Origin of the sequence: Algisphaera agarilytica, from assembly GCF_014207595.1 — a bacterium.
GTDB lineage: Bacteria > Planctomycetota > Phycisphaerae > Phycisphaerales > Phycisphaeraceae > Algisphaera > Algisphaera agarilytica.
On sequence record NZ_JACHGY010000001.1, the window covers coordinates 3871142 to 3894941 of the forward strand.

At 65.0% G+C, this 23800-nt stretch carries 24 protein-coding genes and 1 tRNA gene; 4 read left to right on the plus strand and 21 right to left on the minus strand.

Translation table 11 applies throughout. The annotated features are described in order from the left end of the window. Window positions 1–6: 6 nt before the first annotated feature. The 13 genes from ccoS to HNQ40_RS16815 form a co-directional block, all read right to left on the minus strand. The gene (ccoS, locus tag HNQ40_RS16755; protein ID WP_184678968.1) at window positions 7–150 is read right to left on the minus strand and encodes a cbb3-type cytochrome oxidase assembly protein CcoS; all 144 of its coding nucleotides are present in this window, start codon (window positions 148–150) and stop codon (window positions 7–9) included. Continuing rightward, the gene (locus tag HNQ40_RS16760) at window positions 141–2672 is read right to left on the minus strand and encodes a heavy metal translocating P-type ATPase (protein ID WP_184678969.1); all 2532 of its coding nucleotides are present in this window, start codon (window positions 2670–2672) and stop codon (window positions 141–143) included. The genes ccoS and HNQ40_RS16760 overlap by 10 nt, the downstream gene beginning before the upstream one ends. Beyond that, window positions 2669–3508 carry a sulfite exporter TauE/SafE family protein gene (locus HNQ40_RS16765; protein WP_184678970.1) on the minus strand — a complete coding sequence of 280 codons (840 nt, stop codon included), beginning with the start codon at window positions 3506–3508 and terminating at the stop codon, window positions 2669–2671. Before HNQ40_RS16765 ends, HNQ40_RS16760 begins: the two co-directional genes overlap by 4 nt. Beyond that, a complete protein-coding gene (locus HNQ40_RS16770) occupies window positions 3505–4050 on the minus strand; it encodes a FixH family protein (RefSeq protein WP_184678971.1) in 546 nt (181 codons plus the stop codon). Before HNQ40_RS16770 ends, HNQ40_RS16765 begins: the two co-directional genes overlap by 4 nt. Continuing rightward, complete coding sequence (gene ccoG / locus HNQ40_RS16775; protein ID WP_184678972.1) at window positions 4043–5503, minus strand: cytochrome c oxidase accessory protein CcoG; 1461 nt, start codon at window positions 5501–5503, stop codon at window positions 4043–4045. Before ccoG ends, HNQ40_RS16770 begins: the two co-directional genes overlap by 8 nt. Before the next feature lie 122 nt (window positions 5504–5625). Continuing rightward, complete coding sequence (locus HNQ40_RS16780; protein WP_184678973.1) at window positions 5626–6249, minus strand: cbb3-type cytochrome c oxidase N-terminal domain-containing protein; 624 nt, start codon at window positions 6247–6249, stop codon at window positions 5626–5628. Window positions 6250–6291: 42 nt separating this feature from the next. Next, the gene (locus HNQ40_RS16785; protein WP_184678974.1) at window positions 6292–6501 is read right to left on the minus strand and encodes a CcoQ/FixQ family Cbb3-type cytochrome c oxidase assembly chaperone; all 210 of its coding nucleotides are present in this window, start codon (window positions 6499–6501) and stop codon (window positions 6292–6294) included. Beyond that, window positions 6501–8885, minus strand: a complete 2385-nt coding sequence (gene ccoN, locus HNQ40_RS16790) for a cytochrome-c oxidase, cbb3-type subunit I (RefSeq protein WP_184678975.1) — start codon at window positions 8883–8885, stop codon at window positions 6501–6503. Before ccoN ends, HNQ40_RS16785 begins: the two co-directional genes overlap by 1 nt. A 58-nt stretch (window positions 8886–8943) precedes the next feature. Then, entirely contained in the window at window positions 8944–9423 is a 480-nt protein-coding gene (locus HNQ40_RS16795) for an RrF2 family transcriptional regulator (RefSeq protein ID WP_221435596.1), read from the minus strand. Window positions 9424–9737: 314 nt separating this feature from the next. Further along, complete coding sequence (locus HNQ40_RS16800; RefSeq protein ID WP_184678976.1) at window positions 9738–10256, minus strand: MogA/MoaB family molybdenum cofactor biosynthesis protein; 519 nt, start codon at window positions 10254–10256, stop codon at window positions 9738–9740. A 10-nt stretch (window positions 10257–10266) separates the two neighbouring features. Then, window positions 10267–11649 carry a magnesium transporter gene (gene mgtE / locus HNQ40_RS16805; RefSeq protein ID WP_184678977.1) on the minus strand — a complete coding sequence of 461 codons (1383 nt, stop codon included), beginning with the start codon at window positions 11647–11649 and terminating at the stop codon, window positions 10267–10269. A 10-nt stretch (window positions 11650–11659) separates the two neighbouring features. After that, window positions 11660–12409 carry a 5'/3'-nucleotidase SurE gene (gene surE / locus HNQ40_RS16810; RefSeq protein WP_184678978.1) on the minus strand — a complete coding sequence of 250 codons (750 nt, stop codon included), beginning with the start codon at window positions 12407–12409 and terminating at the stop codon, window positions 11660–11662. Between the two features lie 119 nt (window positions 12410–12528). After that, window positions 12529–13254: an SDR family oxidoreductase gene (locus tag HNQ40_RS16815; RefSeq protein WP_184678979.1), complete on the minus strand. Its 726-nt coding sequence runs from the start codon at window positions 13252–13254 to the stop codon at window positions 12529–12531. Between the two features lie 85 nt (window positions 13255–13339). On the opposite strand from HNQ40_RS16815, the gene HNQ40_RS16820 reads away from it, so the two are divergent. Next, window positions 13340–14131, plus strand: a complete 792-nt coding sequence (locus HNQ40_RS16820) for a site-2 protease family protein (RefSeq protein WP_184678980.1) — start codon at window positions 13340–13342, stop codon at window positions 14129–14131. A gap of 163 nt (window positions 14132–14294) precedes the next feature. On the opposite strand, the gene HNQ40_RS16825 is transcribed toward HNQ40_RS16820, so the two are convergent. The 5 genes from HNQ40_RS16825 to folE2 form a co-directional block, all read right to left on the minus strand. Further along, window positions 14295–14726: a gamma-glutamylcyclotransferase family protein gene (locus HNQ40_RS16825; protein ID WP_184678981.1), complete on the minus strand. Its 432-nt coding sequence runs from the start codon at window positions 14724–14726 to the stop codon at window positions 14295–14297. Window positions 14727–14757: 31 nt separating this feature from the next. After that, window positions 14758–16026, minus strand: a complete 1269-nt coding sequence (lysA, locus tag HNQ40_RS16830) for a diaminopimelate decarboxylase (RefSeq protein ID WP_184679282.1) — start codon at window positions 16024–16026, stop codon at window positions 14758–14760. Window positions 16027–16069: 43 nt separating this feature from the next. After that, complete coding sequence (locus HNQ40_RS16835; RefSeq protein ID WP_184678982.1) at window positions 16070–17272, minus strand: MFS transporter; 1203 nt, start codon at window positions 17270–17272, stop codon at window positions 16070–16072. Between the two features lie 247 nt (window positions 17273–17519). Then, window positions 17520–18008: an SsrA-binding protein SmpB gene (gene smpB / locus HNQ40_RS16840; RefSeq protein ID WP_184678983.1), complete on the minus strand. Its 489-nt coding sequence runs from the start codon at window positions 18006–18008 to the stop codon at window positions 17520–17522. Window positions 18009–18189: 181 nt separating this feature from the next. Further along, the gene (gene folE2 / locus HNQ40_RS16845; RefSeq protein ID WP_184679283.1) at window positions 18190–18966 is read right to left on the minus strand and encodes a GTP cyclohydrolase FolE2; all 777 of its coding nucleotides are present in this window, start codon (window positions 18964–18966) and stop codon (window positions 18190–18192) included. Window positions 18967–19176: 210 nt separating this feature from the next. On the opposite strand from folE2, the gene HNQ40_RS16850 reads away from it, so the two are divergent. After that, window positions 19177–19764 carry a cob(I)yrinic acid a,c-diamide adenosyltransferase gene (locus tag HNQ40_RS16850; RefSeq protein ID WP_184678984.1) on the plus strand — a complete coding sequence of 196 codons (588 nt, stop codon included), beginning with the start codon at window positions 19177–19179 and terminating at the stop codon, window positions 19762–19764. Then, entirely contained in the window at window positions 19757–20578 is an 822-nt protein-coding gene (locus HNQ40_RS16855) for a polysaccharide deacetylase family protein (protein WP_221435598.1), read from the plus strand. Before HNQ40_RS16850 ends, HNQ40_RS16855 begins: the two co-directional genes overlap by 8 nt. Here HNQ40_RS16855 and HNQ40_RS16860 read toward each other — a convergent pair. From HNQ40_RS16860 to HNQ40_RS16870, 3 genes are all read right to left on the minus strand, one after another. Then, window positions 20546–21859 carry an RluA family pseudouridine synthase gene (locus HNQ40_RS16860; protein WP_184678986.1) on the minus strand — a complete coding sequence of 438 codons (1314 nt, stop codon included), beginning with the start codon at window positions 21857–21859 and terminating at the stop codon, window positions 20546–20548. The two genes, HNQ40_RS16855 and HNQ40_RS16860, sit on opposite strands and share 33 nt — an antisense overlap. A gap of 237 nt (window positions 21860–22096) precedes the next feature. After that, window positions 22097–22873 (minus strand): hypothetical protein, encoded by a 777-nt coding sequence (locus tag HNQ40_RS16865; RefSeq protein ID WP_184678987.1) that lies wholly within the window; start codon window positions 22871–22873, stop codon window positions 22097–22099. 74 nt (window positions 22874–22947) lie between these two features. After that, complete coding sequence (locus HNQ40_RS16870; protein WP_184678988.1) at window positions 22948–23457, minus strand: hypothetical protein; 510 nt, start codon at window positions 23455–23457, stop codon at window positions 22948–22950. A gap of 216 nt (window positions 23458–23673) precedes the next feature. Between HNQ40_RS16870 and HNQ40_RS16875 the strand changes: the two genes are divergently transcribed. Beyond that, window positions 23674–23747 (plus strand) — tRNA-His (locus tag HNQ40_RS16875). Window positions 23748–23800: the final 53 nt, after the last annotated feature.

The window sequence follows — 23800 nt, forward strand, 5'->3', positions numbered from 1 at the left end:
AATGCGCTAGTCTTCGTCGTCGAAGAGCATCCGCTTCGGCGGCGTGTCGAGGTCGTCGAGTTGGCCCTTCTTGACCGACCAGATGAACCCCCACAACGCGGCGGCGGCGAGGACGATGGCCAGCGGGATCATCAGGTAGATCACGGACATGACGGCGATCCTTTCCATCGACTCAGGCGTGACACGGCCAGGCTGAGCACGGTCAGCGAGCTGATCGGCATCAGGATCGCCGCGATCCAAGGCGTGAGCAAGCCCGCTGCGGCGAGGGCCACGGCCGTGGCGTTGTAGCCCAGCGACACCCAGAGGTTCTGCCGGATGAGGCGGACGGTGTATTTGCTCAGGGCGACGAGTTCGACGACGGGCCGTAGTCCGGGGCGGGCGGTGTACGCATCGGCGACGGCCATCGCGGCCTCGGCTCCGCCTTGCACGGCCAGCCCCACGTCGGCGGCGGCGAGTGCGGCGGCGTCGTTCACTCCGTCCCCCACCATGAGCACGGTCTGGCCAGGTTCGCGGTAACGCTCGACGAGCTGCGTTTTGTCTTCGGGGGCGAGTTCGGCGTGGACGTGTTGTTCGTGGGTGTGCAAATGATCCGCGACGCGGCGGACGGCGGGCGTGAGGTCGCCCGAGAGGATGGCCGAGGACCAGCCTTGCTCGGCGAGGTCGTGCGTCGCGGCGGGGCTGTCGTCACGCAACGTGTCTTCCAAGGCAACGAATGCCGCGATGTGGTCATTCACGGCGACCCACACCAGTGACGCGCCGTGTTGTTGATACGGGGCGGCGCGGCCGATCCAGTGTTGGTCGATGGTGAGGTTGTGGGCGGCGAGGAAGCGGGCGTTGCCGAGGCGCAGTGTGGAGCCTTCGCGTTCGGCGATCAGGCCGCCACGCGGGTCTTCGACGATGTGGGTGAAAGGGACGAGGTCGTCGACAGATTCAGCGGCGTAGGCTTCGCGCAGTGCCCGGCCGACGGGGTGGCGGGCGTCGCGTTCGGCGTTGCCGACGTCGGCTTGCAGTGCTGCGTCATCGTCGCCCACCCAGGCGACGACGCGGAGTTCACCGCGGGTGAGGGTGCCGGTTTTGTCGAGGGCGAGGACGCCTGGGCGGTCGGGTAGGACCTTGGCGAGTTTCTCGAACACCGCGACGTCTTTGACGAGGATGTCCCGCCGTGCCGCGACGCCGATGCCCAGTGCGAGCGTCAACGGTGTCGCCAGGCCCAGCGCACACGGGCACGCCACGATCAGCAGTGCCACCGCGTGGTTGATCGCGGGTTCGAGGCCGACGGCCGCCCACCACCCGCTGAAGACGGCGGCGGCGAGCACGATGACACACACGGTAAATACCCCCGCGATGCGGTCGGCGAGGCGCACGATCGTGGGCTTGGCCGCCACACCCGCCGCGGCGTCTTCCATCAGCCGGGCCAGGCGTGTCTCGGTTCCCACGGCTTGCACGTCGATCTCGATCGCAGCGCCGACGTTCTGCGAGCCCGCGAAGACCTCGTCGCCAATACCGATGGAAGTCGGGCGTGACTCGCCGGTGAGCGAGGCGGTGTCGATGGAGGATTGCCCCGCCACGATGACGCCGTCCACGGGCAGGCGTTCGTTGCTGGGCACACGCACCCGGTCGCCGGGCGTGATCGCTTCGAGGGGCAGCTCGACCCACTCGCCGCCGCGCCACACCGCGCAGCCCACGGGCGTGAGTGACTGCATGAGCGTCACCGCGTCGGTTGTTCGGCGTTGCTGCCGCATCTGCAGATAACGCCCCACGAGCAGGAGAAAAACCAGCACGCACAGCGAGTCGAAGTACACCTCGCCCCGGCCGAGGACGACGTTGAACATCCCCGCGATCCCGCCGACGCCCAGGGCCAGCGCGATGGGCAGGTCCAGCGTGACGTGTCGCGTGCGCAGCCCCGCCCACGCGCCTCGGAAAAACAATGCCCCGGGCCAGCACAACGAAATCGCCCCGAGCCCGAGGCTGACCCAGCGTAAGAAGGTCTGGAACTCGTCGGCCATGCCGTCGATCAGCCCCATGTACAACGCCACCGCCAACAGCATCGTGTTGCCGGCGCACACCCCCGCGACGCCAACGCGGATGAGCATCTTGCGCTCGCCCTCGAGACGCGCGGTCCGGGCATCGGCTTCGCCCGCGGGGTGGGGCGGGTAGCCCAGGCGGTGGATCGCCAGCGCGACTTGTGACAAGGCGACTTGCGTGGGGTCCCAGGTGATGCGTGCGACGGTTTGGCGGAGACTCAGGCGGGCTTCGATCACCCCGGGGCAGACGCGGGGCAGGCGTTCGATGAGCCAGACGCAGGCAGCGCAGTACACGCCCGACAGACGCAGGTCGATCTGCATGAGCCCATCGGTCAGCGGCTGTGCGTGGGTGTCGAGAAACGCGGGGTCGTCGAACGTGGTGTAGCGATTGGACGCGGGCTCGGCCAGAGGCCCCTGACGGTCGGCGGGCAGTGCATCGCGCAGTTCGTAATAGCGCCCGAGGTCGCAGCCGTGGATCATCCGATACACGCTGGCGCAGCCCGAACAGCAGAACTGCTGCTCCGCGCCCGCGACCTGGAGGCCGTCGGGCACCGGCAGGCCGCAGTGGTCGCAAGCGACTTCCTGGGCGAGCTCGGTGGCCGACGTGGAGAGAGACGAAGGGGTTGGCGGGGACGCGAGGGTGCTCACGGCTGCGCCTCCCGGGTGGAGCTGCCGTGGCATCGCAATTCATTGGGTTCGATGAGCAATCCGGTTTGCGGGTCGAGCGTGATGGAAGATGTCTCGCCTTCGCTTTGCGAAGCCAAAGCGCTGGCGGTCTGCCCGTGGGCGGCCCAGGCCTGGCTGGTGAGGTCGGGGATGTCGAACTGCGATCGGCTGAACACCGCGAGGCCGCCGAACACGATCAACGCGACACAGGTCAACTCGGGTAGTCGTTTGCCGAAGCGCCCCGCCAACGCTTGAACGCCCACGCCGCACGACACGAGCGCGGGCAGAGTGCCGCTCCAGAACACGACCATGACGAGTCCGCCGAGCAGCGGGCTGGCGGTGCCGCCCGCGGTGGCGGCGAAGGCGTAGAGCCAGCCGCAGGGCAGCAGGGTGGTGAGCATGCCGATGGCCGCGGCGCGTTGGGTCGAGGGCATCTGGATGGCCAGGCTCTGCAGCCGATGCACGCGTCCCGACCACGCGGGGGGCAGATGGAAGCGTTGGATCGACACGCCGCGTTGCCGGAGCAGGCCGACGACGCCGAAGACGATCACGGTGATGCCCGCGAGGGGCAGGGCGATCTGGTTGATGCCCGCGAGGGTGCCGCCGAGGTCGAGCAGCGACCCCGCCGTGCCCGCCGCGACGCCGAGGGCGGTGTACGACACGAGACGTCCACCGTGATACGCCACGGACACCCGCCACCGCCCCGACTCGGGGACGTCGGTGAAGGCGAGCGCAAGAAAAGCCCCGCACATGCCCACGCAGTGCAGGGAGCCCAGCACACTGGCCAGGAAGACCGCGATGACCAGCGTGGTGATCACGCACCGTCCTCCGTGAAGAGGGCGACTCCACCGCGGGCCTGGATTTCATGCTTCTGGATGAAGCGTTGGCCGTCGTGTTCAACCACGAGGTCGGCCACGTACCAGCCCGGGGCGGGGCAATCTGCCGCCGTTTGGTATGCACCGGCTCGATCCGCGTTGGGCAGGAATTCGGTCTCGATCACGCGGCCGTCGGCGAGGCGCGTGAGGCGGAGGTTGATCGTGGCGCCATCCATCGGCAAGTCAGACGCGTCGGACAGCGTGGCGGTGATCAGGCGTTGGCCCTGCTCATCGACCAACGAGCCGGGCGTGAGCCTCACTTCCCAACCCAGTTCGGCGCTGGCGGCGAGCTCGGCCTTGTGCTGATCGAAGTCCACGGCCTTGGTGTAGTAGTCCGACACCACACCCCGGCCCGAGCCGCCCACCGCGAAGGTGACTGCGGTGATGATCAGCGTTGCGTGGCCCGCGAGAAGGCCGACCACGATCAGCGGCCAGCGGACACGGCCCTTGATGGATGCAGCGTTGGAAGGGGTGGTCTCATTCATCGTTGTTCTCGTGGGTTGGTGGGCGGGTGGATGTGCCTGGTTTGGCGGTCGGGCCCTGCAGCGTCAGCTTGTGGTCGAAGGCGGTGTCTTGGTCGTCGGTGATCTGCAGGGTGGCTTGGAGTCGGCCGCCGCGGAACGATTCGAAGGGCAGCACCACGCGGATCGGTTGGGTGAGGGTGTCCCCGGGCTCGAGGGTGAGGGTGTCCTGGCCGGTGATGACCTGGGCCTCGGCGAGTGCGGGCATGGCGAAGCGGTAGTCGCGCGTTTCGTCGGTGCGGTTGGTGATCTTCACCCGCAGCGTGTTGTCGACCAGCCCCTCGGGCGTCACGGAGAACGGCCGGCCGAGCGTGCGCAGCACCTCGATATCCGACGTGGGCTTGTTCAACAGGAACACCAACAGCCCGGTCAGTAGCAGGCAGATGGCGATCGGGTACAGCACGACGCGCAGGCGCAGGATGCGCGTGGGTTTGCGGTCGATGGCGTCCTGCGAGCCGTAGCGGATCAGGCCCAGCGGGCGATCGAAGCGGGCCATCACGTCGTTGCAGGCGTCGATGCACTGGGCGCAGTTAATGCATTCGAGTTGCAGACCGTCGCGGATGTCGATGCCGGTGGGGCAGACGTCGACGCACTGGTTGCAGTCGACGCAGTCGCCGACGACGGGGAGCGCGACGTCCTGGCCGCGTTTGGCTTTGCGCGGCTTGCCGCGGGGCTCGCCGCGCTGCGGGTCGTAGCTGATGATCAGCGACTGGCGGTCGAGCATGACGCTCTGGAACCGGCCGTAGGGGCAGCCGATGATGCAGAGCTGTTCGCGCCAATACGCGAAGTCGAACATCATGAACGCGGTGATGCCCACAAACAGGAAGAACGGCCCAGGGTGTTCCCACGGGGCGCTGGTCCAGATCCACTGCGTGAGTTTGTCAGTGCCGATGAAGTAGGCCAGGAACGTGTTGGTCAGGTGCGCGCAGATCACCAGGAAGATCACGTACTTGAGCACGGTGCGCCACGGCGCGATGGACTTTCGCGGTTTGCCGCCGACGCCCTTACGGCCGTGCAGCAGGCGCTCGATGGGGCGGAAGACGAATTCCATGTACACCGTCTGCGGGCAGCCCCACCCGCACCACACCCGGCCGAGCACCGCGGTGAGGAAGAAGATCGTCAGGAAGATGATGAGGATCGCGAGCGCGAGCGGCAGCGTGTCGGTGGGCAGGAACGTGGTGCCGAGGATCAGGAACTTGCGGTTGGGGATGTCGAGCAGGATCAGCGGCTGGCCGTTCCACCGAAGCCAGGGGACGATGGTGAAGAAAGCGATCAGGCCGTAGGCCATGAGGCGTCGGCGTTGCCAGTGCTTGCCCTTGGATAGACGCGGGTGGAGCCACCTGCGTTTGCCGTCGGCCTCCAGCGTGGAGAGGACCCGCTCTTCGGGGTTCAGCAGGTTTTCGTTGGAGGTGGCCATGGGTTTGTCACGCTAGGGTTTAGAGGAGGGGGATGGCCTTGCCATTCGCCGCGACGTCGCTGCGTCTTAGCACCCTCCCCCTGCCCCTCCCTCTAGGAAGGAGAGCAGTACCCGGAATCACATCACTGTTCGCTGAAGAACGGCGGGATGACTTCGCCCTCGGGGACGCGGGGGCTGGGCAGGTTCTGGCCGCGGAGCGAGGCGACGTAAGCGCTGACCAGCACGATCTCGTTGGGCTGGAGCTTGTTTTCCCAGGCGGGCATCGCGCCGTTGTTCGCGCCCTTGTTGATCACGTTGATGATGCCCAAGGCGTCTTTGATGTTGAGGTAGTGGTCGTCGGTGAGGTTGGGCCCGGAGACACCCGCGCCGTTGCCGCCGTGGCAGGCGGCGCAGTTGGCGACGTAGATGGATTGCCCGGCTCCGAGCCACTTGGCGTCGTCGGGGGTGGGGTTGTGCGCGAAGCGTGCGAGGGTCGCTTCGTCGGGCGAGAGCTCGCCGAGCGTGGCAAACTGCTCCATGAGCGCTGCGGTCTGGGCGGCCTCGTAGGACTCTTCGTAGCCGAAGAGGGTCGGGACGCCCGCAGCTACGATCAGGTAGAGCGGGGCGAAGAAGATGGAGGCCACGAAGAGCCAGGTCCACCACCCCGGGGTGGGGTTGTCGTATTCCTGGATGCCGTCGTAGTTGTGGCCGGTTAAGGGATCGTCGGGGATGTGGCCGGCTTCGGATTCGGGTTTGGTTTCGGGCATGGTCGGTTACCTGGTGTGGGTCGCACGGGGCGAGTCGTTGGGTCAGTCTTGGGGTTTGGGTTGGGAACGGTCGTCGACGATGTCGTCGGGGTCATCGTGCAGGGGCATCGACGCCCAGCGGTCCACGGTCTTCTTCTTGCGGGTCAGCACCCACACGGTCACGAGGAGAAACACGGCGACGAAGATGACCAGCGCGATGCTGGAAAAGGCGTCGGCCGAGGTCGACTCGAAGATCTCTTTGAACTTTCCCATTAGTTGGCCTCCGAGAGCTGTTCGGCGGGTTCAGCCGAAACGGTTTCTTCTTCGGTCGCGGGGGCTTCTTCCTCGGCCGGGGCGGGGGCGGGCTTGGTCAGGTCGGTGCCGAGCCGCTGCAGGTAGGCGACCAGGGCGATGGCCTGACGGTCAGAAAGGTCGATCGGTTCGCCTTCGCCTTTGTTGGAGACGTAGGGGCCGACGTTCTGATCGAGGAAGATCTCGTGCATCTCCTGGGCCTGCTTCTTGGCGTCTTCGATGGCCGAGGCGATCTGCTCGTCGGTGTAGGGCACGCCGACGGCGCGGTTGGCCTTCATCCGCAAGGGGATGGACTTGAAGTCGATCTTCTTTTTCATCAGCCACGGGTAGGCGGGCATGATCGAGCCGGGCACCATGCGTGGGTTGTCGAGGTGGGCGATGTGCCAGGAGTGGGTCCGGATGCCGCCCTCACGGGCCAGGTCGGGGCCGATGCGTCGGCTGCCCCACTGGAAGGGGTGGTCGTAGACGGATTCGCCGGGCTTGGAGTAGTCGCCGTAGCGTTTGGTCTCGCTGAGGATCGGGCGGATCATCTGCGAGTGGCAGTTGTAGCAGCCCTCGGCGACGTAGATGTCGCGGCCGGCCAGCTCCAGCGGGGTGTAGGGCGTGACCGAGGCGATCGTGGGCACGTTGGACCGGATCACGAACGTCGGGATGATCTCGAACAGCGAGGCCACCACCACCGCCACGATCACCAGCACCGTGAACTTCACGGGCATGCGTTCCCAGGTGCGGTGCCACCACATGGTCTTCCACACGTCGAGCTTCTGGGCGATGGGCACGACACCGTCGAGCGTCGACACGGGCTTGACCTCACGCTCGAACTCCTTGGAGAGCGGGGCGGCTTCGATCACCGGCTCGTCGTACTTCTCGGGGCGCTGCTTCCAGGCTTTGTACAGGGCGTACGTGCCGACCACCGCACCGCCGAGGTAGAGCAGGCCGCCGCCGACGCGGATCCAGTAGAACGGGATGATCTTCGTGGTGGTCTCGACGAAGTCGGGGTAGGCGAGCTGGCCTTCGGGGGTCATGGCCCGCCACATCAGGCCCTGGGTCAGGCCCGCGACGTACATCGAGATGACGTAGAGCAGGATGCCGACGGTCGCCAGCCAGAAGTGCAGGTTGGCGAGCTTGACGTCGATGGCCTTGGTTTGGAACAGCTTGGGGGCGAGCCAGTACACCATGCCGAAGACCATGAAGCCGTTCCAGCCCAGGGCGCCGGAGTGGACGTGGCCGATGCCCCAGTCGTTGTAGTGCGACAGGGAGTTCACGGCTTTGATCGAGAGCATCGGGCCCTCGAAGGTCGCCATGCCGTAGAAGGTGATGCCGACGACGAAGAACTTGAGGATCGGGTCGGAGGTGACCTTGTGCCACGCCCCGCGGAGGGTGAGCAGGCCGTTGATCATGCCGCCCCACGAGGGCATCCAGAGCATGAGGCTAAAGACCATGCCCAGCGACGACGCCCACTCGGGCAGGGCGGTGTAGTGCAGGTGGTGAGGGCCGGCCCAGATGTAGATGAACACCAGCGACCAGAAGTGCAGGATCGAGAGGCGGTACGAGAACACCGGCCGCTGCGCCGCCTTCGGCAGGAAGTAGTACATCAGCCCCAAGAACGGCGTCGTGAGGAAGAACGCTACGGCGTTGTGGCCGTACCACCACTGCATCATCGCGTCCTGGACCCCCGCGTAGATCGGGTAGCTCTTAAGCACGCTCAACGGGTTGCCGGGCATTCCCCACGCGACGAGCGGGACCCAGAGGTTGTTGAAGATGTGGAGGATGGCGACGGTGACGATCGTGGCGATGTAGAACCAAAGCGCGACGTACATGTGCCGCTCACGCCGCTTGATCAGCGTCATGAAGAAGTTGCCGCCGAAGAAGCCCGCCCAGACCACGGCAATCGCGATGTCGATCGGCCACTCGAGCTCGGCGTATTCCTTGCCCTGGGTGATGCCCAGCGGCAGCGTGACCGCGGCACTCACGATGATGAGCTGCCAACCCCAGAAGTGGAGCTTGCCCAGGAGGTCCGACCACATGCGGGCCTTGCAGAGGCGCTGGGTCGAGTAGTAGATCGCCGCGAAGATGGCGTTGCCCGCGAAGGCGAAGATCGCGGCGTTGGTGTGCAACGGACGCAGCCGGCCGAAGGTGATGTACTCGATGCCGCCGTTGAGCTGGGGGACGGGGAGCTCGACCGCGAGGATCAGGCCGATGAGGAAGGCGACCAGCCCCCAGAGCATGGTGGCCCAGAGGAACATGCGAACGATTTTGTCGTTATAGGCAAATCGATCTAGATGTCCTTTATCGATTCGGGGCTCGGGGTTCTCGGCCGGGGTTTCCGGGGCAAGCGTGTTCATCGGAGGCGTCTCGGAGGATGTTGGGAGGTCGGGTTCAGTGAAACGATGGCGCGGCGATTTACCGCCGGATGCCGGTGGATCGGTCGTTGGGGAGTGATTTCTTGCCCTGAACGGTCAGCCCGCAGAGGGGTTTGACGCGGTTGGGCTTCTTGAGCATCTCGCCGATGGTGTGGTTGGCGAAGGCTTTTTCGATGTCGATCATGACGTCGTCGAGGGTGCGGTGGAGGTTGCAGAGGTTCTTGCCGTGGGCTTCGAGGCCCAGCGGGCAGGCCCGGATACGCTGCACGGGCTCGACGGCGTTGACGACTTCGAGGATCGACAAGCCGTTGGGGTCGCGGGCCAGCGTGTAGCCGCCCTTGACGCCGCGCTGCCCGTAGACGATGCCCGCGTGGGACAGGCTCTTGAGGATCTTCGAGAGGTAGCTGCTGGGCATCTTCGTGGCGTCGGCGATGGAACTGCTGGTGTGCGACTCTTCGGGGTTGTCCGCCAGCCACACCACCGCCCTCAGGGCGTATTCGACGGTGTTGGACATTTGCATGGGGCGGGCTCCACTAATTTAGATAATAAAAGATATTTAAATACCTTAATCGGCTTGTGTCAACCCGGACATGAAAAACCTTGGATCAAAACCTCAAATTGCCCCTGTGAGCGGTCGCTCCTGATGGGGATGCGAATCGTAATTGACACCTCACAAGCCAGATATGAATCTCAGGCCGATGGATAACCGTGGCCGGATTAAACTCAATTCCGGACCTAATTGGCTCTGCACGCAATACACCGGCACCGGTTCGCTTCGTTGTTGAACGAATTAACCTTTTTGAAATACGCATTTTTTGCGGATCACCGCAGTCCTCAGCGTGCCCGTTCCCAGATCAGGTGGGGCAGTTCGGGGATGATCAGCTTGGACATCGCCAGGCCCACGGCGTTGGTCGAACCGGGGAGGGTGAAGAGCAGGGTCTCGCCCGCCAGGCCGGCGACGGCGCGGGAGAGCATCGCGGCGGGGCCAACCTCGTCCCAGCTGAGCATGCGGAAGAGTTCGCCGAAGCCTTCGAGCTCTTTGTCGAGGTGTCGGCGGACGACCTCGACGGTGGTGTCACGCGAGGCGATGCCCGTGCCGCCGGTGGTGATGATCGCGTCGAAGGGCGGTTGGGCGGCGAGCCAGTCGGCGAGCTGCGGCTCGATGGCGGTCGGCTCATCCGGAAGAATTTCGTACGCCCCGATCTCGTGCCCCGCGGTTTCGAGTTGCTCGATGATGAGCTTGCCGCCTTTGTCGGTGTCTTTGGTGCGGGTGTCGCTGACGGTCAGGACGGCGCAGCGGGCGCGTTGCTCGGCGGCGGCGGCACGGTGTTGGGCGGTCGATTCGCTACTCATGGTTCATCACTCAAGTCGTCGGAGTCGTCAGGCTGGCGAGCATCATCGTCGCCAGCGCCAGCACCACCAGGAAGCTCACCAGATCGACCACGGTGGTCACGACCGGCCCGGACGCCATCGCGGGGTCGAGCCCGATTTTTCGCAGCAAGAGCGGCACGCAACCCCCGGTGATCTTCGCGGTGATCAGCACCAGCGGCACCGACCCGCCCACGACGAGGCCCATCACCGGGCTGCCCTGCCAGATCCACACGATCAGAAACAGGACGACGCCGAGGATCACGCCGTCGATGAACGCCACCGCGGCCTCTTTGCCCATCACCGTGATCAAGTCGGCGGGCTTGATCAGGCCCAGCGAGATCTCCCGCATGCTCACCGCCACGGCCTGCCCGCCGCCGCTGCCACACAACCCCGCGACCACCGGCAGAAACATCGCCAGCACCGGCACCTGTTCGACGGTTTCGATGAACAAGTGGATCACGCTGGCCGAGAGCATCAGTAGCCCCGAGATCGGCAGCAGGTACGACAAACGCCTACCGGCCCGCGACGCCAGTGGCATCGACCGCAATTCCTCACCGCGGACGATACCGCCGAATTTGGCCAGGTCTTCCTCGGCCGCCTCACCGCGGGCTTCCTGCACCGCGTGGCGTTGAACCACGCCTACGAGCTTGTGCGCTTCGTCGATCACGGGGACCGACGAGAAGTCGATCCGGTCGAAGAGGTCTTCGAGTTCGTCGACGTGGGTATCGACCGTGACCACAATCGGGTCGCTAAGGATCAGCTTGGACACATGCGTGCCGCGCGGCGACATGACCAGGCGACGCATGGGGACGGTGCCGATGAGTTTGTGGTCGGCATCGACGCTGTAGATGTAACGGACTTCGTACTCGCCGTACTCGTCGCCGTGCTCGCGCAGATCGTCGGCGACGGCCTCGACGGTTTGATCGACCGAATAAGCAAGGTACTCGGTGATCATCAGGCCGCCCGCGGTGTCTTCGTCGTAGCGCATCCGCCGACGGGCGTCGATCGCCTCTTCGGGCGACATCTCGTCGAGGATCGCCTCGGCGTCTTCGCTGGGCAGTTCGCCGAGCACGTCCGCCTGTTCGTCGGAGTCCATCTCGTCGACGATGGCGGCGGCGGTTTCGGGTTCGAGGTCCCCGACGATGTCCGCGGCGTGCGCATCGTCGAAGTGTTCCATCAGGTCGGCGGCGAACTCCGGCTCGGACTCGGCCAGGAGCGAGAACATCTGCGTCCGCCGCTCTTCGGTGATGTGCGAGATGGTGTACGGCGTCTCTTCGGGCGGCAGGTCGTGCAGGAACGCCGCGATCGCCGAGGCGTCGCCGCCGTCCACGAGGTCGCTGAGCTCCAGCACCGGGTCGAAGGGTTGGGTGGGCATCGCCACGGGATCAGTCCCCCAAGAGCTCGGCCCAGGCGGGCGTATTGGTCGGGCAGGTCGTGTCGAAGTGTAGCGGCGTCACGGTGATGTACTTGTCGTACAACGCGGCCACGTCGGTGTCGGGCTCGCGTTGTGCGAACGTCATCGTGTTGCACACGCGGTAGGTGGGGTTGCCCGCGTCGTCCGTGCCCGGCTCGTAGTCGACCACCATCTTGCTCAGCGACACCGGCGCGACCTTAACGCCCACCGGCTCGGCGCCTTCGTCGAGGACCGGCACGTTGACGTTCAGCAGGGTGTCGCCGTCCATCGGGCCGGTGATGAGCTGATCGATCGTGCGGCGGGCGTGCTCGGCGGCGCGGTCCCAGTGGTCGTGCTCCCAGTCGCCGATGTGGAGGCTGACCGCGATGGCGGGGATGCCGTTGAAGTTGGCCTCGCGGGCGGCGCCGACGGTGCCCGAATAGAGCACGTTGATGCCGACGTTGGCGCCCGAGTTCATGCCGCTGATGACCAGGTCGACGGGTTCTTCGACCAACGCGTGGAGGCCGAGCTTTACGCAGTCGGCGGGGCGTCCGGACACGGCGTAACCCAGCCCGCGTTTCTCGACCGAGATCGGGCGGTGAAACGTCACGGCGTGGCTCGTGGCCGATTGCACCAGCGCCGGAGCGATCACGTGGACCTCGCCCAGCGATTCGATTGCTCGGTAGAGCGCGGCGAGGCCCGGGGCGTCGATGCCATCATCATTGGTCAGCAGAATCCGCATGAGAGGGATTGTAACGTCCGGCCACCGTTAGATTTCGTCGAGCAAAGGGTTGGCCCCCTAAAGCCGAAGGACACCGGCCCTGAGGTCCGCGATGAACCACGGAGCTTCGTGATACGGCTTCACGGGCTCGGCAGCACGATCGTTTCCCCCGGGGTGATCTCTCGCTGCCCGGTCAGGATGTCCCGGGCCAGGCCCGCCACGACCAGGGGGTCGAGCGTCTTGTCTTCGGGGATGGCGTTGGTCGGGAAATTGTCCCGCAGCATCGGCGTCTCGATCGCCCCCGGCGCGATCGCCGCCGCGATAACGTTGAACCGCTTGCCTTCGTCGGCGGTCGCCTTGGTGAAGAGGTTGACCCCCGCTTTCGCCGCCGCATAGACGTTGAACCCCGTGAACGGGTCGATGCTCGCCATCGACGAGATGTTGCAGATCGCGCCCTGCTTCTGCTTGCGGAACGCGGGCCAGGCAGCGCGGGTCACGTACAACACCGACTTGAGGTTCACGTCCAACGCCGCGTCGATGATTTCGTCGGTCATCTGCGCGATCGGTTGCAGCGGGGCGGAACCCGCGCAGTTGGCGATCGCGTCGATCCGGCCGAACTTGTCGAGGACGGCCTGGACCATCTGATCCACCGCCGCGGAGTCGCTCACGTCGGTGGGCAGCACCAGCAGCTCGGCGTCTTCCGGCCCCTCGCTGCGGATGTACTCGGCCGCTTCCTGCAGCTTCGACTCGGTGCGGGCGACCAGGGCGACGGCGTACCCCGCGTCGGCCAACAAAAGAGCGGTGTCACGGCCCACGCCGCTGCCCGCGCCGGTCACGAGGGCGACTTTCTGTGCTTGTTCAGTCATGAGGATTCCTTCCAGCCATTCCCCGGTGATGCGAAACGTGTCAGTCAGATCGCTCGAAGCATAGGCGTTCGGCTATAGTTCGACCATGCTATCCCCTCAAGGTTCATTCCGACTGTTTGGTTTCCGGGGCATCGACGTGTTCGTCCACTGGTCGTGGTTCATCGCGGCCTACATCCTCTTCAGCTACACCGGCGGCCAAAGCACGGGCGATCTGATGAGTTTCATGCTCATCTACGGCTCGCTTTTCGGCATCATCGTGCTGCACGAGTTCGGCCACGCCCTGGCCTGCCGATCTGTCGGCGGGGAGGCGAAACACATCGTGCTCTGGCCATTGGGCGGCGTGGCGTTCGTGAACCCGCCGGCCCGGCCTGGCGCGGTGCTGTGGTCGATCGCGGCGGGGCCGTTGGTGAACGTGGTGCTCGTGCCGGTCTTCTTCGGGCTGTACATGTTCTCGGGCGGCTTCCCGGACTGGCTGCAGAGTTACCTACTGATCATGGGCAGCATCAACACGGCGTTGTTGGTGTTCAACATGCTGCCGATCTACCCGCTCGACGGCGGGCAGATTTTGCAGTCGATCCTGTGGTTCTTCATGGGCCGGGCCAAGAGCCTGCGTGTCACCGCGAGCATCGGCCTAGTCATCGGCGGCTTCGCGTTCCTCACGGCCTTGCTCGGCGTGTCGAAGTTCATCCCGTTACTCCAGCAGATCAGCCAGATCATGCTGCTGCTGCTCTCGGCCTTCGTCGTCTGGCAGGCGTGGAACGGCTTCCGCGTGGCGCGGTACTTGGCGTTGCAGGAAGCGTACGAGAAGGACGGCCTGGAGAAAGCTCTTCAACGCGCCAGGGAGATGACGGCCGGGCCGGGGCGTAATCAACCATAGATATGGTTTGCCTTGGTCCCCTCTCCCCCCGGGAGAGGGTTAGGGTGAGGGCACTAACGATCCGCCTGTGCCCACCGGCCGCCCGCATAAAAACTTCCAGCCGCCCTCACCCCAGCCCTCTCCCGGGGGGAGAGGGAGCAAAGGCAAACGCCTCGAAAGAGTTTCAATCGCTCTCGTCGAGCTCGCACATCCAGCCGCGCGCCCTTGCGAGGAAGTTCGGCAAGTGTCGCTCCACAAATGTCGCCTCGTCCCACGCCTCTCCGCTTAGGAGGTGGCGATATTGCTCGGACACCACATACGAAAACGCCGGAGTACTTTCCCCCGAAGCCAACTCAACCTCAACGGTTTGCCGGTCATAGACCTCGCTCTCGAAATAATCGAGCCTTACCAACGACGCCTCATCCACATCGAAGTACAGCCTCCCCGTCACATGCATACCCTCGGCGGGCACGATCCCGGGATACACCTGCTGCGCGATCAGGAACCGCTCAAAGTCTCGAAGCGTTGCGTTTTCATGCCGAAACGAACGCCCCGTCACGACCTCCATCACGGCCGGGATCACGAGCGAGCCGTAGGTGAAGACGTCTGCGGACATAAGCACCGTTATCGCTGCGAGCTTACAACGCTCAGATCCCGTCCGGGATCGACTCAAACTGCGTTAACGATTCGAACGTCTGGCGTTGGCGGATCACGTGCGTCTGCCCGTCCTTCAGCAGGACTTCCGCGGCGAGGCGGCGGGAGTTGTAGTTGCTGCTCATGGCCATGCCGTAGGCGCCCGCGTCGTGGAGGACGAGGTAGTCGCCGGCGGTGGCGGTGGGCAGGCTGCGGGTGGTGACGAAGCCGCCTTCTTCCTGCGTGAAGACGTCGCAGGACTCGCACAGCGGGCCGGCCACGATGGAGTCGGTCGTGCCCTCGGGCGTCGAGCCGTCAGGGCGGACGACCGAGATGTGGTGGTAGGCGCCGTAGAAGCTGGGGCGGACCAGGTCGTTGAAGCCTGCGTCGATCACAATGTAGTGCTTGCTGCCCGACTGCTTGACGCTGCGCACCTGCGTGAGCAGGTAGCCCGACTCGGCGACGAGGTACCGGCCCGGCTCGACTTCGAGGTGGATGTCGCGGCCGGCGATCTCGGCGATCTGTTTGCGGGCATCATCCCAGACCTGGTAGTAGCGGTCGAGGTCGATGCGCTCGAGATTGTCCTTGCGGTACGGAATCGGCAGGCCGCCGCCCGCGGAGATCGTCGTCAGCGTGTCGGCGTACTCGGCGAAGGTGCGCGCGGCATCGACCATCGCGCCAGCGACCTGGGCGAGGTGATCGAACTCGCTGCCCGAGCCGATGTGCATGTGCAGGCCGTGGACGGTTAGGTTGTGCTTCTTGGCGGCGGCGAGGCAGTCGGCGACCTGGGTGTGCCAGATGCCGTGCTTCGAGGATTCGCCGCCGGTGTTGACCTTCTGCGAGTGGCCGTGGCCGAAGCCGGGGTTGATGCGGAGGGTGATCGGCACGTCGATGCCCGCCTCGGCGAGCTGGTCGATCATATCGGGGCTGCCAACGTTAACCGGTACGTTGTACTGGCGGATCATTTCGATCGCGTCGTTGTCGAAGATGTCGGCGGTGAAGACCACGTCGTCGGTGCCGAGCTCGTAGCCCGCGAGCTTGGCGCGGTGCATCTCCCCGGCGGTGACGGCGTCGACCTTCACGCCGTGCTTCCGCATGATCGCGAGCAGGGCCAGGTTCGAGTTGGCCTTCTGGGCGTAGCGGACGGTGTCGAACTGCTGGACCTCGCTGATGCGCTTCTCGATAACCGCGGCGTCGTACACCCAGGTGGGCGTGCCGTGGTCGGCGGCGATCTGCGAGCAGTCGAAGGGCAGGGCGGTGGCGTCGGTGGTGGGGGCGGTCATGGTCACGGTTGGGCTTTTCTTCGGGGGAAATCGGGGCAAAGGGTCATTGTAGGGCTTGCGCTGCGTCTTGGCTCGGGGCCGGGTCGAGGCGTTCCTCGCGACGCAGCTTGATGAGCGGCCAGAGCGAAGCAGCCAGGCAGAGCAGCACCAGCGGGGCGACGGCGATCAGCATCCCGCCGACGGGGTCGCCCACGACGCGCTGCAGCCCGATGCCCGCCAGGCCGATGGCGGGGCCCAGGGCAAAGCCGCTGCCGATCAGGGCCTCGTGGTGACCGCCCGCCTCGACGGATGCGTTCTCCAGCACCATGGCGTGGTAGAGCGCCGCGAAGTACACCTGCCCGCCGCAGAAGCCGAAGATCAGCTCCCCGCCGATCGCCACCGCGGTGGTCGGGGCGAACAGGACCATGAGAAACCCGGTGGGCACCCCGATCGCCGACACGGCCAGAGGCAGCGATCGGCCCCGCCAGAACGTCCAGATGCCGAGCGCCACGAAAGTGAGGAATCGGCCGACATCCAGCACCGAGGACAACGCCGGGGCCCAGAGCACGCCGTGCCCCAGCCGGTCGAAGATGCTGGGCATCAGCGGGACGAGCAGGAACATCATTGCGCACGTCCCGATCAGCGACCAGCGGGACGAGTTCATCAGGGCTCGGTACCGCCGGACACGCCGCGGGTCGGGGCGTTCGGGGTGGTCGTGCGGCAGGTGCTCGGGCACCCACGGCAGCTGCAGGATCACCGGCAGGGTGAAGAGGTAGATCGCTCCGGCGAGCATGATGAACGAGGAGGGCGGCAGCCATTCGATCATGACGCCGGTGAGCGCCAGGGCGAAAGGCATCGCACTCGACCAGGCCATGTTGAATCTGCCGATGACCTTGAGCGTCCGGTCGGGCGTGGCCCCGGCAGTCACGTAACTCTCGATCACCGGCCACTTCATCCCGATGAGCAGGCCGATCCCCGCAAAGCCCGACCACACGATCAGCGGCGTCGGCATCAGCGCGACCGTCATGTTCAGCATGCACAGCCCGATCATCAGCGATTGCAGCGTCGGCCGTTCGCCGCGTTTCTTGGTGACCTTGTGCGAGAGCATGGCACCCGATGCGTAGCAGACGCCGAACACGATCGCGAGCCCGAGATTTTCCGCCTCGCTGAACTTGAGGATCTCGTCGGTGTAGAAATACAACCCCCGCTCGAGCAGCACGGTGGCGAGGCTCTGGAAAAAAGTCAGGGGAATAAGCAGGCGTTGCATAGCTTTGTCGCGATCGGGCTTCGGGTTAATCGGAAGATGATAAGTAGCCGTCGCCTGCGCGGCGAGTGGCAGGGGCTCTGCCCCTGCACCCCGAAGGCACCGGGCGGCGGTACGCACCATCCGAGCACGAAGCGTCAGCGAGTGCTTCTGCCGGGCACTCGCTCACGCTTCGTGCTCGGGTAGGGCTGTTGGGGTGTCGGGGCGCAGCCCTGACCGCCCGCCGCGCAGGCGATCTTCCAAGAAAAAACTACCCAATGACCCTTCGTGTCATTGCTTTCCGGATTTCCTTGTCGGCTTCCTTCTTGCGGATGTCCTGGCGTTTGTCGGCCTGCCGTTTGCCGACGCCGACGCCGATCTCCAGCTTGGCCATGCCGTTCTTGAAGTAGAGGGCCAGGGGGATGATGGTGACGCCTTTGGCGGTGGTCCGGCCGTAGAGCTGCTTGATCTCGCGCTTGTGGGCAAGGAGCAGGCGGACGCGTTTCTGGTCGTGCTGGAAGGGGCCGGCCTGGGGGTAGTGGGCGATGTCCACGTTGTGCAGCTGCAGCGTCATCGCGTTCGGGTTGACCGCGACGTAGCCCTCGGCGAGGGAGACGTGGCCGTGGCGGATGCTCTTGACCTCGGTGCCCAGCAGCTTCATGCCGACTTCCAGCTTCTCGCTGATGTCGTAGTCGTGCTTGGCGCGTCGGTTGAGGATGCGCGGCTCGAAGTTGCGGGGTGGTTTCTTTCGCTTGGCCATAAATACATTCCGCTCCGCGGCTCCGGGCGGCGGATCGCACAGGGTAACCGCTCGCAGCGATTTCGGCGAAACGGTTTGTGTAGAAATGAACGAAAACGGCGTCCTGTTGTGCAGGACGCCGTTGGGTGGTGTGGTTGTTTGCTGGCTGACAGTCAACCGTCAGGCGGCGGAGCCGAATGCCTTAGCGCTTGTCGCGTTCGACCATCGCGTAGGCGTTGTGGTTGTGGATCGACTCGAAGTTTTCCGAGTTGACCTGGTACCACGCGATGCGGTCTTCGTTGTTCAGAGCCACCGCGAGGTCGCGGACGATATCTTCGACGAACTTGGGGTTCTCGTAGGCGTCTTCGGTGACGAATTTTTCGTCGGGACGCTTGAGCACCGAGAAGACCTGCGTGCTGGCGCACTTCTCGACGATCTCGAAGAGCTCTTCGATCATCATCGATTGCCCTTCTGCGAAGCGGACCTTGGCTTCCATGACGCAGCGCTGGTTGTGGGCGCCGTACTTGGAAATTTCTTTGGAGCAGGGGCAGAGGCTGGTCGCGGGGACCTTGATGCCCAGGATGAAGTCGTCGGTGCCGTTGGAGTTGCACTCGAAGGAGACTTCGATGTCGAGCTTGCCGGGCATGCCGGAGATGGGGGCTTCTTTGTCGATGAAGTAGGGGAACTCGAGTTCGAGGTGGGCGTCGTCGGCGTTGAGACGCTGCTTCATGTCGTGGCAGACGAGCATGATGTCTTTGGAGCTGATCGCTTCGTGGTACTTGTTGAGGATCTCCAGGAAGCGCGACATGTGGGTGCCCTTTTTCTCCTGGGGCAGCGAGACGTACATGTTCACCGTGGCCACGGTCGACTGCTTGCCGCCACTGGGGGTGTCCAGGGCGATGGGGTAGCGGATGTCTTTGACGCCCACTTTGTTGATCGCCACGCGGCGTTGATCCTGCGAACCCTGCACGTCGGGCATGGCCTGCTTGTCGGAGTTGGTGTCGGTTTCGTCGAGGGTGGAGCTGTCGGGCATGGTGATCCTTTGGTTGGACAGCGGCTGGGTGTCTCCCGGATTCGCCGCAACGCATCAGCATAGGCGTATGTTTCCCGCGAGGCAAAAATACTTTGTTTTGACGCCGTATTTCATGACGCGGCTCAACTCCGGCAAACCGTGTCCTATCATGCAGCAATGAAGCTTTACACCAAACGTGGCGACGCGGGTCTGACCGATCTTTACGGCGGCCAACGCGTGGGGAAACACAACCTCCGCGTCGAGGCCTACGGCACCGCCGACGAACTCAACAGCGTCATCGGGCTGGTCATTTCGACCGGCGGACCCGACGAGATTTTGCAGCCCCTGACCTCGATCCAGAGCCGGTTGTTTGAGATCGGCGCCGACCTTGCGACGCCCCACGGCGAGCTGGATGAGGACGGCCACGAGACCGGCCGCAGTTCCACCGTCCCCCGTGTCGGCGAGACGCAGGTTGCTGAATTAGAGCAGTGGATCGACGCGGTCTGTGAGCCCGTGCCCGCCATGCAACACTTCGTGCTGCCGGGCGGGACCGAACTCGCTTCGCGCTTGCACGTGGCTCGGACAGTTTGCCGCCGGGCCGAGCGGTTGTGTGTCGCGCTGGCCACGATGGAGCCCATCGGCGACCACGTCATCGTGTACCTCAACCGCCTAAGCGATCTGTTGTTTGCCATGGCCCGCCGGGCGAACCAGCTTGAGGGGGTGGACGACATCCCGTGGATCGCGCCGGGCAAGGGCGATGACTAAAGCCGATGACCCAGCGAAGCCCAAGCGACGCCGGCGGAAACGGAGGCGGGTTTTGAAGATCGTCGGCGGGTTGCTGTTGCTCGGGGTGCTCATGCTCCCGGCATGCGGGCACATCCAGGTCGCGTTGCTGCCCATCGCTGAAACCATCGGGCCGGAGGGCACGTTCCGGGTGGACGTGGGGGACGAGAAACTGATCGCACTCACCATCGACGACGGCCCGTCGGATCACACCGAGCCGATACTCGATCTGCTGGCGGAGCACGACATCACCGCAACGTTTTTCATCCACGCCGACCACCTCGACGTGATGGGCGAGAGGGGTGACAAGGCGGTGCAGCGCATCCTGAGCGAGGGGCACGAGCTGGGCAACCACACGCTGTCCGATGTGCCGAGCGTTTCGTTAAGCGAGTCGGAATTCGCCGCAACGTTTAGCGCCGCCGACCAACGGCTGCGTGACTTGGGGGTGGAGCCGCGTTGGTTCCGCACCGCGGGCGGGAATTTCGACCCCGACGTGATGTTGCCCGCCGTGGTGGCCGCGGGATACGAGCCCACGTTTGCCATGGGTTCGTTTATGCCGTGGGACACGTTCCTGCATCTGCCCGAGACTTACGGCAGGCAGATCGGCGGGGCGGCCTTCCCCGGTGCGATTCTGGTGCTGCACGAAGGTATCGGCGAGCAAGCGGGCCGGGGTGAACGGACCCTGAGGACGTTGGAGAAACTGATCGAGGTCACCGAGAAACGCGGCTACCGGATGCGGAGTTTGTCGGAAGTGGTGGACCACTCACGACAGGTCGATGCCGGGCAGGGCTTGTGAGAGGTTGATGTGCGTGCCGTCGGTGACGACTTCGCCCTCGGCCCGGTGGTTGGCTTCGAGCTCACGGACGATGTCGAGCATTGGCGAGTGGAGCGGGGCGGTAAAAGTCATCGATTGTTCGCTCACCGGGTGTTGAATGCGCAGGAGTGCCGCGTGCAGGGCGGGGGTGCCCATGACGAGTTCACCGCTGGCGGCGCGCTCGGCGGCTTTCGCCTCGATCTTCTGGCCCTCGGCCTTGGTGCGGGCGAAGTTGAGGTTGGGCCGCGCCCCGGCCGCGATCGGAGGGTCGAGGAGTTCGGGAGGCCCGACGGTTTCGCCGCCGTAGAGCTGGTCGCCGACGATGGGGAAGCCGTGGTAGGACAGGTGCACGCGGATCTGGTGGGTCCGCCCGGACTTGAGCTCGCACTCGATGAGCGAGAACCCCTTGTACCGGCGACGCACGCGGAAAAACGTCAGCGATTCCTTGCCGCTTGCATCGTTGCGCACGGCGTGCCCTTCGCGGATGGTCGGGTGCTTGCCCAGCGGCTGGTTGATCGCGCCGGAGGGTGGGTCCGGGCAGCCGTGGACCAAGGCGAGGTAGCACTTGAGGTTGGTGCGGTCTTCGAACTGCTTGGCGAGGAGCCAGTGGGTGGTTTCCTGCTTGGCGAAGATGATCACGCCGGTGGTGTTCATGTCCAGGCGGTGGACGACGCCGGGGCGCTGATCGTCTTTGCCGACTTCCGAGAGCTCGGTCTTCTGCGCCTTGGCCTGCTCGGTGAACGGCGAGGCGTTGTAGCCGGGGTGTTCGAGGTGGTAGGCCAGGGCGTTGACCATCGTGCCGGTCTTGTATTTCCGGGCGGGGTGGACGATGAAGTTGGCCTGCTTGTTGACCACGACCATGTCGCGGTCTTCGAAGAGGATGTGCAGCGGGATCGGCTCGGGGTGGACGTCGATCGCGGGCTTGGGCGGGACCATCACCTCGACGCGGTCGTTTTGGCGGAGCTTGTAGGACGGCTTGACGTTGTTGCCGTTGACGGTGACGCCGCCCAGGCCGATGAGCTTCTGGATCTGGTTGCGGCTGATGCCCTTTAGGCGGTTGTGCAGATACACATCCAGCCGTTTCTTGGAATCGGTGGTGATGTCGTAAACGCGGTGCTCGGCCCCGGCGTCTTCGAGCTCTTCGAGGGTCGTGGCCTCGTAACGCGCATCGGGATCGAGCTCGCGGTCGGGCGCGGGCTCGGGGGAGTCGTGGCTTAAGTCAAAAGGGTTGGAAGCGTCGGGTTGATCTTCTTCCGCGGGCATGACGAGCACATTCCTACTCCACCTGTAGCCTCGGGTTCAATCCCCCTCCCTTGAGGGAGGGGTTAGGGGAGGGTGACTAACCTCGCCCCAAACCACGGCAAACCGCAAGCCTCGGCACCCTCCCCCGGCCCCTCCCTCAAGGGAGGGGAGAAGACAAAACGCTACAGGTGAAAACGTTTTGGTCTACTGGGGGCTGGGCGTTTTTCGGGCGAGGTGGACCGCCCGTGACGGCTCGCGTCACTCGGCCGCGGCGGGCTCGGCTTCGGCGGCGGGTTCCGCTTCGGCCGAGGCTTCGGGGGTTTCCGGGGCAAGCTCGAAGGGCGTGGTGAGGTCGACACCGCTGACGGTGGGCGGGGCGGACGATCCGCTGGCCGACTCTTCGGCGACAGGCTCGGGGGCGAACTCGACGGCCTCGGCAAGCTCGGGCAGGAGGGCCAGGCGGTTCTCGGCGAGGCTCACCCAGTAGGGGAACTCGCCCTCGGCCTTGGTCTTGATCTGCTTGTAGAACTCGCCGGCCTTGGCGGTGTCGTACTGCGATTCGGCGACGGTCGCCAGGCCGTCAAGTGCGTTGAGCTCGAAGATGAGGTGGGGCGCTTCGTCGAGCGCGGCCTGGTACTGCTCGGCGGCCGAGCTGAGGATCGCCGGGGCGTCTTCATCCGAGGCGGTGCGCGATTCGGCGAGCAGCAGGTCACCGGCGTTGAGGTGGGCCTTGGCCCGGACGGCGGGGTTCTTGTTGCTCTCGGCGGTGACTTCGAGCGCTTCGGGGGTGACCGAGGCGTAGAGGTCCAGCCAGGCGGTCTGCAGGGCGGACTCGCGGTTCTTGGTGATCAAGTTGTAGCCGGCGAAGACGATGGCAAAGATCGCCAGGCCGCCGATGAACTGGGTTCCGAACTTGTCGTAGACGTACTTCACGTCGCTGAAGAAGCTGGACAGCTCGCTGTCCATGTCCGCTTCGTGCGGGTCGTGAGCCATCGGGGCGTTCTTGGGCGGGGTGGCTTTGGGGGGCGTTTCCATGGGGTGGCAATTCCGGGGGCGATCCCGGTCCGCGTGAGAGCGGTCGAGAGGCGATTAGGTTGAGGAGAATGAAATTACTGGGGCGGGGCGATCGGGCTGATGGTGATGGCCATGGTCGTGATGCCCTTGTCGCCGGTGATGGCGATGCGGAGTTGTTCGGGGCCCTTGGCGTAGGACTGGAGGGTGGCCCGCGGGTCGCCGTTGTCGAAGCCGTCGAGCTGCCAACCGAAGTCGTCGAGGTTACGACGGAAGTAGGCGGCGGCGTCCTGGGTGTTGGACCGGCCCTGGTAGACGTGGTGCACGGTGCGGATGCCCGAGATCGGGTCGACGCTGCTGGTGCTCTTGGAGGGCACGCCGACGAAGCCCACGGGGCGGGGCACGTCGGGGATCTCGGCGTCGGGGGACATGACCAGGCCGGCACCCGAGGGCTTGGGCAGCAGGTCGCCGTCGTCGGAGTAGGCGACGACCGGGAACGGGCCCTGGGTGCCGGGGCGGCAGCCGCCGACCATCACGGTGACGACGAGCAATCCGACGAGGCACAGAGCGGTCCAGATCGAGTGCGGCTTGGCAGCGGGCTTCATCATGTAGGAGTCTGCTTTCGGGGGGTTCACAATCTGATCGATGACGCGCCGCACCGCGGCGCGGGCGTGACGCAATATCGTATCTGGCGCTTGGGGGGCGAGCAAACGCTGCTTAACGTGGCGGCGTCAGATCAGCATGCGGGGCGTTTGACAGCGCAAGGCCCTCGGCGATATTCTTTGGCGCTTGACGCTAAGGCCATGCGGCCCGCGTGTCAGATGGTGATCGTAGCTCAGTTGGTTAGAGCATCGGGTTGTGATCCCGAGGGTCGCGGGTTCGAATCCCGTCGGTCACCCTTTCTCATCATTTGGATCGGCGGCAAAGTGCTGATGAGCGGGACGATCCGCC

What these genes read in the sequence shown, in the direction of transcription:
- ccoS (WP_184678968.1), bottom strand. Translation starts at nt 150, where the DNA reads ATGTCCGTGATCTACCTGATGATCCCGCTGGCCATCGTCCTCGCCGCC.
- HNQ40_RS16770 (WP_184678971.1), bottom strand. Translation starts at nt 4,050, where the DNA reads ATGAATGAGACCACCCCTTCCAACGCTGCATCCATCAAGGGCCGTGTC.
- ccoG (WP_184678972.1), bottom strand. Translation starts at nt 5,503, where the DNA reads ATGGCCACCTCCAACGAAAACCTGCTGAACCCCGAAGAGCGGGTCCTC.
- HNQ40_RS16780 (WP_184678973.1), bottom strand. Translation starts at nt 6,249, where the DNA reads ATGCCCGAAACCAAACCCGAATCCGAAGCCGGCCACATCCCCGACGAT.
- HNQ40_RS16785 (WP_184678974.1), bottom strand. Translation starts at nt 6,501, where the DNA reads ATGGGAAAGTTCAAAGAGATCTTCGAGTCGACCTCGGCCGACGCCTTT.
- ccoN (WP_184678975.1), bottom strand. Translation starts at nt 8,885, where the DNA reads ATGAACACGCTTGCCCCGGAAACCCCGGCCGAGAACCCCGAGCCCCGA.
- HNQ40_RS16795 (WP_221435596.1), bottom strand. Translation starts at nt 9,423, where the DNA reads ATGCAAATGTCCAACACCGTCGAATACGCCCTGAGGGCGGTGGTGTGG.
- HNQ40_RS16800 (WP_184678976.1), bottom strand. Translation starts at nt 10,256, where the DNA reads ATGAGTAGCGAATCGACCGCCCAACACCGTGCCGCCGCCGCCGAGCAA.
- mgtE (WP_184678977.1), bottom strand. Translation starts at nt 11,649, where the DNA reads ATGCCCACCCAACCCTTCGACCCGGTGCTGGAGCTCAGCGACCTCGTG.
- surE (WP_184678978.1), bottom strand. Translation starts at nt 12,409, where the DNA reads ATGCGGATTCTGCTGACCAATGATGATGGCATCGACGCCCCGGGCCTC.
- HNQ40_RS16815 (WP_184678979.1), bottom strand. Translation starts at nt 13,254, where the DNA reads ATGACTGAACAAGCACAGAAAGTCGCCCTCGTGACCGGCGCGGGCAGC.
- HNQ40_RS16820 (WP_184678980.1), top strand. Translation starts at nt 13,340, where the DNA reads ATGCTATCCCCTCAAGGTTCATTCCGACTGTTTGGTTTCCGGGGCATC.
- HNQ40_RS16825 (WP_184678981.1), bottom strand. Translation starts at nt 14,726, where the DNA reads ATGTCCGCAGACGTCTTCACCTACGGCTCGCTCGTGATCCCGGCCGTG.
- lysA (WP_184679282.1), bottom strand. Translation starts at nt 16,026, where the DNA reads ATGACCGCCCCCACCACCGACGCCACCGCCCTGCCCTTCGACTGCTCG.
- HNQ40_RS16835 (WP_184678982.1), bottom strand. Translation starts at nt 17,272, where the DNA reads ATGCAACGCCTGCTTATTCCCCTGACTTTTTTCCAGAGCCTCGCCACC.
- smpB (WP_184678983.1), bottom strand. Translation starts at nt 18,008, where the DNA reads ATGGCCAAGCGAAAGAAACCACCCCGCAACTTCGAGCCGCGCATCCTC.
- folE2 (WP_184679283.1), bottom strand. Translation starts at nt 18,966, where the DNA reads ATGCCCGACGTGCAGGGTTCGCAGGATCAACGCCGCGTGGCGATCAAC.
- HNQ40_RS16850 (WP_184678984.1), top strand. Translation starts at nt 19,177, where the DNA reads ATGAAGCTTTACACCAAACGTGGCGACGCGGGTCTGACCGATCTTTAC.
- HNQ40_RS16855 (WP_221435598.1), top strand. Translation starts at nt 19,757, where the DNA reads ATGACTAAAGCCGATGACCCAGCGAAGCCCAAGCGACGCCGGCGGAAA.
- HNQ40_RS16860 (WP_184678986.1), bottom strand. Translation starts at nt 21,859, where the DNA reads ATGCCCGCGGAAGAAGATCAACCCGACGCTTCCAACCCTTTTGACTTA.
- HNQ40_RS16865 (WP_184678987.1), bottom strand. Translation starts at nt 22,873, where the DNA reads ATGGAAACGCCCCCCAAAGCCACCCCGCCCAAGAACGCCCCGATGGCT.
- HNQ40_RS16870 (WP_184678988.1), bottom strand. Translation starts at nt 23,457, where the DNA reads ATGATGAAGCCCGCTGCCAAGCCGCACTCGATCTGGACCGCTCTGTGC.